Annotated in this window: 9 protein-coding genes and 1 pseudogene; 5 read left to right on the top strand and 5 right to left on the bottom strand. The window is 72.1% G+C overall.

Annotated elements, in window-relative coordinates; genetic code table 11:
* Window positions 1-191: pseudogene (locus tag ACWCPM_RS21955) on the top strand (hypothetical protein); the annotation flags it as partial.
* 113 nt (window positions 192-304) lie between these two features.
* Complete coding sequence (locus ACWCPM_RS21950) at window positions 305-2,167, top strand: ABC transporter ATP-binding protein (RefSeq protein ID WP_450977918.1); 1,863 nt, start codon at window positions 305-307, stop codon at window positions 2,165-2,167.
* 7 nt (window positions 2,168-2,174) lie between these two features.
* Here the strand turns inward: ACWCPM_RS21950 and ACWCPM_RS21945 are convergent, their stop codons facing one another.
* Window positions 2,175-2,351: a hypothetical protein gene (locus ACWCPM_RS21945; RefSeq protein ID WP_450977914.1), complete on the bottom strand. Its 177-nt coding sequence runs from the start codon at window positions 2,349-2,351 to the stop codon at window positions 2,175-2,177.
* Between the two features lie 156 nt (window positions 2,352-2,507).
* Window positions 2,508-3,197, bottom strand: coding sequence for a DUF899 domain-containing protein (locus ACWCPM_RS21940; RefSeq protein ID WP_450977913.1), 690 nt, complete (start codon window positions 3,195-3,197; stop codon window positions 2,508-2,510).
* Between the two features lie 336 nt (window positions 3,198-3,533).
* Between ACWCPM_RS21940 and ACWCPM_RS21935 the strand changes: the two genes are divergently transcribed.
* Window positions 3,534-4,475, top strand: a complete 942-nt coding sequence (locus tag ACWCPM_RS21935; RefSeq protein ID WP_450977912.1) for an endonuclease/exonuclease/phosphatase family protein — start codon at window positions 3,534-3,536, stop codon at window positions 4,473-4,475.
* Window positions 4,476-5,048: 573 nt separating this feature from the next.
* Here ACWCPM_RS21935 and ACWCPM_RS21930 read toward each other — a convergent pair.
* From ACWCPM_RS21930 to ACWCPM_RS21920, 3 genes are all read right to left on the bottom strand, one after another.
* Window positions 5,049-5,645: an FtsX-like permease family protein gene (locus ACWCPM_RS21930; RefSeq protein ID WP_450977911.1), complete on the bottom strand. Its 597-nt coding sequence runs from the start codon at window positions 5,643-5,645 to the stop codon at window positions 5,049-5,051.
* Between the two features lie 66 nt (window positions 5,646-5,711).
* The gene (locus ACWCPM_RS21925; RefSeq protein ID WP_450977910.1) at window positions 5,712-6,308 is read right to left on the bottom strand and encodes a hypothetical protein; all 597 of its coding nucleotides are present in this window, start codon (window positions 6,306-6,308) and stop codon (window positions 5,712-5,714) included.
* A gap of 1,048 nt (window positions 6,309-7,356) precedes the next feature.
* A complete protein-coding gene (locus tag ACWCPM_RS21920) occupies window positions 7,357-7,821 on the bottom strand; it encodes a hypothetical protein (RefSeq protein ID WP_450977909.1) in 465 nt (154 codons plus the stop codon).
* Window positions 7,822-8,356: 535 nt separating this feature from the next.
* Here ACWCPM_RS21920 and ACWCPM_RS21915 point away from each other — a divergent pair.
* Together ACWCPM_RS21915 and ACWCPM_RS21910 are read left to right on the top strand one after the other, a co-directional pair.
* Window positions 8,357-8,770, top strand: coding sequence for a RidA family protein (locus ACWCPM_RS21915; protein ID WP_450977908.1), 414 nt, complete (start codon window positions 8,357-8,359; stop codon window positions 8,768-8,770).
* Window positions 8,771-8,793: 23 nt separating this feature from the next.
* The gene (locus tag ACWCPM_RS21910) at window positions 8,794-9,225 is read left to right on the top strand and encodes a GNAT family N-acetyltransferase (RefSeq protein ID WP_450977907.1); all 432 of its coding nucleotides are present in this window, start codon (window positions 8,794-8,796) and stop codon (window positions 9,223-9,225) included.
* Window positions 9,226-9,231: the final 6 nt, after the last annotated feature.

The raw sequence follows: 9,231 nt of genomic DNA, 5'->3' as shown, positions 1-9,231 counted from the left end.
CGTCACCGTCCGGCCCCGCTGCCACCGTCCGGCCCCGCTGCCACCGTCCGGCCCCCGTCGGCCCCCCGGCGCCGCGGGCGCGCACCCCCGCGCGCTCCGACCCCGGCGTCGCGGCCCGCACCCCGCGCACTCGGGCGTACACCCCGGCCCCCACCCTGCGCCCTGCCCAGCCGCCGACCGTGCCGCGATAGTGGCCGTTCGTACGCGATCGGGGAGGTCGACCGTGGGGACGAGGGGCGGCGTGGGCGATCCGGAGGTGTCCGAGTCGGAGCGACTGCTCTTCGGCGGCCCCCTCCGCTACGACATGGGCTGGAACCAGCACGCGGAGGCCTTCCTGGAGCTCAGCTTCCGGGCCATGATCACGCGGATGCCCGCACTGCTCTCCGCGAGCCTCCGGCTGGCCCGGCAGGCCGACCCCGGCGCCGCGCGGGTCGTGCTCGCGGCCGAGGTGGGCCGGGGTCTGGCACAGGCGGTGAGCCTCTTCGCGGTCAACAGCGTGCTGGGCGACCTGATGGGCACCGGCCCCATCGCGGACCGGCTGCGCGGCGCCGTCCCCGCGCTGACCACGATCGCCGTCGTCCTGCTGATCGGTGCGGTGCTGCGGGCAGCGTCGACGTACGCCACGGGCCGGCTGGAGCCCAAGGTGGAGCGCGTCGCCACCGAGCGGTACCTGGAGCGGGCCGCGGCCGTCGAGCTCGCGGCGATCGAGGACCACGCCTTCCACAAGCTGCTGGACACCGCCCAGTACGGCGCCGCCTCGGCACGACGCATGATCATGTACGGCACCCGGGTGGTGAACGCGATGATCTCGCTGGTCGCGGCGGCCGGCGTGCTCACCGTGCTGCATCCGATGCTGCTCCCGCTGCTGGTGACGATGACCCTGCCCAGCGCCTGGAGCGCGCTGACCAACGCCCGGCGCCGCTACGAGTCGTTCCACACCTGGGTGCAGCACGCCCGCGCGGGTCACCTGATCAGCGGTCTGCTGACGGAGCCAGAGGCGGCCCCGGAGATCCGCGTGCACGGGGTGGGCCCCTTCCTCCTGCGGCACTTCCGGGCGATGTCGGAGGCGGCGGAGGCGGAACAGGCCAGGCTGGCCGGGCTCGCGGCGCGTACCGGCCTGATCGCGGCGGCCTGGACGGGCCTCGCGACGGTGTCGACGTACGCCACCCTGGGCGGTCTGCTGCTCGCCGGGGCGATGTCGCTGGCCGTTGCGGGCACGGCCGTGATCGCCGTACGGACCGGCTCGGCGAGTCTGGAGACGCTCGTCCTGGAGATCAACCAGCTGCACGAGGAGGCACTCTTCGTGGGTGATCTGGAACGGCTCTACGTCGAGGCCGCCGAACGGGCGATCCCGGTCGGCGGCGCGGAACTCCCGGAGAACCCTCGGGAGATCCGCTTCGAGAACGTCACGTTCGGCTACCCGGGTGACGCCACCCGTCCCGCGCTCGACGACGTCACCCTGACGCTGCCGCTCGGCCGGATCATCGCGCTGGTCGGCGAGAACGGCTCCGGCAAGACCACCCTCGTCAAGCTGCTCGCCGGGCTGTACAGGCCGGACCGGGGCCGGATCCTGTGGGACGACGTCGACGCGGCGACCGCGGACCGGCACCGGCTCGCCGAACGGGTCGCGATGGTGGCGCAGGACTTCAAGCGGTGGCCGTTCACCGCCCGGGTGAACGTGGCCGTGGGCCGCCCCTCGGCGCCGGTGACCGAGGACCGGCTCGCGACGGCGGTCACGGAGGCGGGCGCCGAGGACGTCATCGCCGATCTGCCGCGCGGTCTGGACACGCTGCTGGCCCGGAACTTCAGCGGCGGGCACGAGCTGTCCGGCGGCCAGTGGCAGCGGCTCGGCATCGCCCGGGCGGCGTACCGGCGGGGCAGCATCCTGATCGTGGACGAACCCACGGCGGCCCTCGACGCCCGCGCCGAGATCGAGGTGTTCGACAAGATCCGCGCGCTGGCCGGGACCGGCCAGACGGTCGTGCTCATCACCCATCGGCTGGCGTCCGTACGCCATGCGGACCTGGTGCACGTACTGGACGAGGGCCGGCTCGTGGAATCGGGAACCCCGGAGGAACTGCTCGTCAAGGGCGGCGTCTACGCGGAGCTGTACGGTTTGCAGGCCGAGCAGTTCGCGGCGCGGACGCCGGCGCCGAAGGCCGGCTGACCCCGGCTCACTCCGTGCCGTCGCCACCTCGCACGATCACCAGGAACGTGTCCGTCGCCAGGTCCATCACGACCTCGGCGGGCAGCCCTTCCGAGCGGCGGGCCTGCGCGAACTCCTCCGCCGGCCAAGAGCCCCGCGGGCCGCCTGCGGGAAAGCGTTCGACCACCATTCGCCCGTTCGTCATCCTGCACCTCCAGAAAGCGTCGTACTTGTAGGAGTTAACGCTTCCGGAAGGGAAATCGCCTCGCCAAGTGACACGACTGAGACGTAGTTGACACTCGTTCACCGTCAGATCATGCGGAAGACCGCCCGGTCTCCGCGTGGACCGTTACCCTCCGCTTCACTCCTCGTACTCGTCGTGGTAGCGAATCCGCTCACTGCCGGCCGGTGCGCCGAATGCCGACGCGCGCCCCGCGGGTTCTTCCCACTCCTCCTGCCTGCCCAGCGCGGTGAGGTCGAGGAAACTGGTGGTCGAGCCGAGCCCGTCCAGACCGCGCTCGTACGTCGAATACGTGTGGAACACCCGGTCCCGGTCCCGCAGGAAGCAGCTCACTCCGGGCCGCTCGACACCTTCGCCCTCGTGCACCAGCGTCGCCTCGAAGTCGACATTGAAGTCGTTGCCGTACGACGAGTACCAGGGCAGCGTCCAGCCCATCCGCGCCTTGAACGGAAGAATGCGCGTGTACGGCGTCCGCGACACGACGGCGAACGTCGTCCCGCGCGCGTGCAGATGCGCCAGATGGCCGACCTGGTCGAGGAACGCCGAGCAGCTGCGGCAGCCGTTCTCCCACTCGGGCGGAAACATGAAGTGGTAGACGACCAGTTGCCGCCGCCCCTCGAAGAGATCGAGCAGGGTGGCCTTTCCGTCGCCTCCCTCGAACACGTACTCCGTGTCGGCCTCGACCATCGGCAGCCGACGCCGCTCGGCGTTGAGCGCGTCCCGCGCGCTCGTGGCCGCCTTCTCCTTGACCAGCAGTTCCTGACGCGTCCTGCGCCACTTCTCGCGCGAGGCGATCTCCGGAAGCGACATGGCCCCTCCTGTGCAACGGTCCCGTTGCCTGTGATGACCGGCGGACGCGACGGAACTCATCGCGGATCCACGAAAATCTTCGAGAGGTTTTCCCGGGCCCGGTGACGGAGGGCGCCGCCGCGGGTGTCGTACTCCTGGATACGACGTCCGCGCCCCGCTCGGCCGACTGCCGGACGAGAACGGTGGGCGCCGCCATCGGCTCCTGACGTCGGGTCAGTTGCCGTGGGCCGCGGGAAGTGAACGGCAGATCACGTCGTGGGTCTGTCCAGGAACCGCTCGTGCGGGCACGCTGGCCTGACCAAACGACGTCCGTCCGGCCTCTGAAAGGAGCCCGGCATGCTGCTCGGCACCTGGAATCTGGAGAACCTGTACCGGCCCGGCGGGCCGTACGGCCCCAAGGACAAGGCAGCCTACGAGACCAAGCTCGCCGCCCTGGCCGAGGTGATCGCGGAACTCGACCCGGCCCTGCTCGGCGTACAGGAGGTCGGGGACCCGGACGCCCTCGCGGACCTGGCCGGAATGCTGGCCGGCAACTGGCACATCGCCCTCTCCGCACACGCCGACGGCCGGGGCATCCGGGTCGGCTTCCTCAGCCGTACGCCGATGGTGGTGCTCTCCGACACGACGGGCTTCCCCGCGCCGCTGCGGCCGGTGCAGGCGGACGACTCCGGACCGGAGGTGACCGCGGCGGGCCGGGGACTGCTGGCGGTGCGCGCCGGTGAGCTGTCGGTGGCGGTGGCGCATCTGAAGTCGAAGCTGCTGTCGTACCCGGACGACCGTTTCCACCCGCGTGACGAGGGCGAACGCGCACGCTACGGCGCCTACGCCCTGTTCCGGCGGACCGCCGAGGCGACGGCGCTGCGCGCGCTGGCCGACAAGCTGCTGGCGGGCGACGGGCGGACCCGGGACGTGCTGGTGCTGGGCGACCTGAACGACGAGGCGCAGGCGGCGACCACGCAGATCCTGCTCGGGCCGCCCGGTTCGGAGATCGGCACGCCCGGCTTCAAGGCGGCCGACAAGGGAGACGCGGCCCGGTTGTGGAACGCGGCGCCGCTGATCCCCGCCGAGCAGCGGTTCTCGCGGATCAACTCGGGGCGGCGCGAGCTGATCGACCACGTCCTGTGCAGTCACCGCCTGGTCCGCCGGGTGACGGAAGCCGGCACGGGACTGCCGGGCTCCAAGGCCCCGGATCTGCCATCGGTGGGACCGGATCCCGCGGAACGCCGGGGGGTGGCGGGATCGGACCACGCACCGGTGTGGGTACGCGTGGGGAACTGACGGCGACACGGACCCCGTACGGGCGGTGACACGGGCCCCGTGCGGTCGGGGTGCGGGAGTGGTGGCGCGGGCTTCGTGCGGTCGGGGTGCGGGAGTGGTGGCGCGGGCTTCGTGCGGTCGGTGGTCCGACAGTGGCGCAGGCCCCGAAGAAGGGTCCGACAGTGGCGCGGGCCCCTGCGAGGCGGGGCCCGCCCTCATGTCAGGCGGCGGCGACCGGCAGCTCCCGCTCCGGCGAGCCGAACCGACCGCGCCACGCCTCCAGTTCGCGGGCATGGGCGCTCCCGCCGCAGCCCGAGCAGCCACCCGGCCCACGAGGAGGACGAGTTCCCGCAGCCGCCCCGGCGCGCGCCACGCCAGGCGGCGCCGACCGCGCACCCGACCAACAAGCACATGCCCACAACGGCGCCGGCGAGCAACCGCGCGCCGGCCCCCGCACTCGACGGGCGACCGCGAGAAGAGCCACGCTCCTCACGAACTCAACGGGTGCGGGGCGGGGAGGGCCCGGTCATTCCCGTGCTCTCCGAGCACGCCGCCTGCGTCAGTTCCTCCGGACGACGGCCGCGCTTCGCGGCGTCAGCTGTGCGCCCGCACCGTGAGATAGGGATCCCGGCGGAGAGCCTCACGACTGCCCAGCAGCGTTCCGACGGCCAGACCCACGGCGGGCAGGAGGAGCGCCGCGGCTGCCCAGGCGGGCCCGGGCAGGGCGTCGGCGACGGTGATGGGCAGGCCGAGCACCTCACTGAGCTGCCCGACCAGCGCGACGGAGAACACGGTCCCGAGGGCAGCCCCGGCCGACCCCGCCACCACCCCCGACAGCATCGCCTCGCCGAGCAGAATCCTGCGCAGCTCCGGGCGCCCGGTGCCGAGGATCCGCAGGACGGCGAACTGACCGAGCCGCGCTCGCGCGCTGTCCCCGGCCCGCACCGCACCGAGCCCCAGGGCGCCCAGTGCGAGAACCAGCACCCCTCCCCGCATCGCCAGGTCCGCCACGCCGAAGAGCCCGGGCAGGTTGCGCACCCGGTCGGACACGGCGGACGCCGAGAACCCGTCGTCCTGCAGCGCCCCCGTGACCGCGGCCACCCGCCGCTGGTGCTCCACGACCACGACGGCGGGCGGGGAGGCTGTGCCGGACGGTGGGGAGGGTGCGACGGACGGTGGGGAGGGTGTCATACGACAGCTGCCCTTCTGACGAGGAAAGTCGGGGTATCCGGGCTCGGTGCGTCGGGCCGGGGCTCCTCAGGCGAGGAGGTAGTACGCGGCCCTGGTCGCGTCCGCGGTAGCGGCCTCGCCCGGCGAAGGTGCGTACAGGTCCGGAAATCTGACGTCGCGATACCGGTTCAGCAGGCCGGGAAGTTCACTCCAGAAGGCCTGCGGGATGCTCTGGTCCGAGACGAGCGCTGCCTGGACGGCGTCCGACGCGGTCACGAGATTCCCCTCCGCCAGCGCTTTCCTGGCCTGTGCCGACAGGTCGGTCCCCTCCACGAGCCGTGCCGCCTGAGCCGCACAGCCCGCGTCGGCCAGGAGGACGACGGTGCGCAGCGAACGCGACGAGGGCGTGGGGTGTTCGCCCGACGGCGACGCGACGGAGGTTCGGCGGCAGGCCAGTCCGAACTCGGCCCGTGCGGCCATGGCGCCGTACCAGCCGCGCTGGTTCTCCGTCGTCAGGCGTGCCGGTACCTTCAGCGCGGCCGCCTCCTCGGCACCCTTCTCGGCCTGCCGTCCGCAGGAGAGGGACAACCGGTGACAGGTCATGGCGAGCAGCACCCGGTCGGACGGATCGAGGTGACTGTCCGAGCCCATCTGCCGCAGCCGCTTCTTCAACCAGCCCGGCACCCGCTCCTGCTGGGCACGTGCGGTCAGGGCGCGTGCGGCGTTGTAGGTGGCGGTGAGCGTGCCCAGTTGGGCCGGCGACTTGGAGACAAGCCCCGTCGGACCGGATGCTGCTCACCGGAGGGGGAAGTGACCGGTCGGATGCGGACGAAGGTGCGCCGATGGTGAGGGCACGCCGGATCAGCCACCGCGTCTGAGGGTCCGGGTCGCGCAGTGCGGGTCGGAGACAGCGTCGTGCCGACTGTGGGAGCCGCTGCCGCAGCAGGGCCAGAGCGGCTCGCTGGATGGGGTCCAGGCCGGTGCAGTCCTCCCTCTCCAGCCGTGCGTCGGCGTCGCGGAGAGCCCGTGCGGTCCGGCCGCGTACGCCTGCCGCGCGCAGGGCCTCGACCGCGTAGAGCACCGGCACGGGCTGGTCGGCACGCGCGGTGTCCGCCGCGAGTCGGTCCAGGCCGGCACGGGGCACCTCGTCCTCGCGGCCCAGGCATGTCAGGGTGCTCAGAAAGGCGGCACGGGTGGCGAGGGAGGTCAGGCGGTCGTCCGCGCGGTCCGGCGCCCGCACATAGGCGAGTGCCTCTCTCTCGGCCTGCTCCCGCACCCGCGCCCGTGTCAGGACGGCTGCCGCTTCGGCCGACTTCGGCCCCATCAGGCCGGAGGAGCCGGACAGTGACAGACACACGTAGTGGGCACGCCAGGCGGGGGTGTCCAGCATGTCGGCCCGGGCGAGAGCCGCCAGGGCGGCGGGCCGGATCACGGGCAGCGGGTCCCCCGTCGGGCGGCCGGGCAGCGATGCCTCCAGCCGTCCGTAGGCCGTCGGATACAGCGCGGGATCCCGTCCGGCATCGACACGTGAGGCACGTACGAGGTCATTGGCACCGCGCAGGGCGTCCAGTTGCTCGGCCAGGCCGCCACCGGGAGGGGCAGGCCGCTCGACCGTGCCGCCGCTGTACATCGAGACGCCCAGCACCGCGGCGACCGCCACCACGACACCGGCTAGCACCTGGTGACCACGGCCCTTGGGGCGGGGAATGCTGTTCTTCACGGCTGACCGCGGTCAGTCGTTGGCGCAGGCGGAGGCGAACGCCTTGACGCCGGCCTTGAAGGCCCCTCCGTCGGAGCAGGTCGTGATGCTGGTGTTCATCGAACCGCCCGGATCGGCGATGCCGCTGATGTCGGCGATCCAGGTGTTCTCGTTGGTCCAGCTGACCTGGCGTGTGTTCTCACTGACCTGCGTGCCGCTCGGGCTCAGCGAGAGCGTGGCCTGCCATCCGTTGGCCTTCACCGTCGCCACATTGGTGATCTTGCTGACCTTGTACTTCGCTCCGCCCTTCGTGGTCTTGGTCGACGTCTTGAAGGAGCACTTGTCGGCGTAGGCGTTGCAGTGCCAGGCGTTGGCCACGACTTTGGCGCCCGTGCCGGGGAGCGTCGTCGACGCGGTGTCGGAGACGGCCAGACCCGGTACGCCACTCCCCACGACCAGAATCCCGGTCAGCCCAGTGGTCAGCAGAGCCTTCTTCATGTGTTGCTCACCGTGTTCATGGCGCGGCCGCGCGGGTCGTACGTCGCCTTCTGGCGAAAGCCGGACTGTACATGCGGCGGAATACATCAAGAACGACCGGAAAGCGGCGTATCAAGGCCCAGGGACCGGAGCGATTTGGGCGGTTCCGGCGTGCTGGACGTGCCGACCCGCGCCGACGCCAGGTTCACCTGACGGAAACGGCGGTGATCGATCCGTCGCGCTGCTGGTGTGAGGCCCTGTCCGCCTGGCTCGGGTCGGGGCGGCTTTCAGCCAGACGGGGGAGGCCGAGTTCACACGTCAGCGTGACGGTCCCGGATGACGAAACGGCAGGGGACGGCCCGTGTTGACGCCGTCGCGTCAGGCGGTCGGCGCGGCGTCGGCGGCCCGGGAAATTCGGATGCGTGCTGCGGCGCGGACGCCGATGATCGGCGGGTCGGCCGCCGCACGCCCGCGCGGGGGCGCGGCGCCCCGTCGGCCGGTCCCTCCGTGCCGTGGTAAGGCCGTGCGCCCCGCTCTCGACGTCAGGAGCGAACCCATGATCAAGCGCGTCACCGTCCCCTCCCTCTTCCCTCCGCCCGCCTACTCCCACGCCTCCGTCGTCGAGGCCGGCACAAGGCTCGCCTTCCTGGCCGGGGCCGTACCGCTCGATCCCGAGGGGAAGCTCGTGGGTGAAGGGGATCCCGTGCGGCAGGCCGAGCGGGTGATCGCGAACCTGCGGGAGCAATTGCGCGCGGTGGGCAGTGACTTGACTCAGGTGGTGTCGACCGACGTGTACGTCGTGAGCGGCGAGCCCGAAGTGCTGTCCGCCGTGTGGGCGGTCGTCGAGGCGTCCGAACTGAGCGTCGGTCCGCATGCGTCGACACTCCTCGGGGTGGCCTGCCTCGGGTACACGGGGCAGTTGGTGGAGATCACTGCCACGGCCGTCGTTCCCGACGGGTCCTGCGGGTGAGCCGGGTCGCGCTCCGCCGCGCCGTGGCGGCTGACGCCGGTCCCGCCGCCGACGTGTGGCTGCGGTCGTTCGCCGCCGCGTTACCGACGGTCGTCCGGCCGCGCTCCGACGACGAGGTACGGCGGTACTTCCGCGACGTCGTGGTGCCGCTGCGCGAGACCTGGGTCGCCGAGGTCGCCGAGACCGCGGAGGGTCTGATCGGCGTCCTGGTGCTCGACGGTGACCAGCTCTCCCAGCTCTATCTCGACCCGGACCGGCGCGGCCGGGGTGTCGGGGACCGCTTCCTGGAGCTCGCCCGGCAGCGCCGCCCGAACGGCCTGACCCTGTGGACCTTCCAGGTCAACACTCCGGCCCACCGCTTCTACGAACGCCACGGCTTCGTCGCCGTCGAGCGCACCGACGGCAGCGGCAACGAGGAACGGGAGCCGGACGTACGGTACGTGTGGCGCCCCTGAGCGGGC

This window comes from Streptomyces sp. NPDC002309, assembly GCF_053593375.1.
This window is presented reverse-complemented; position numbering and strand designations above follow the sequence as displayed.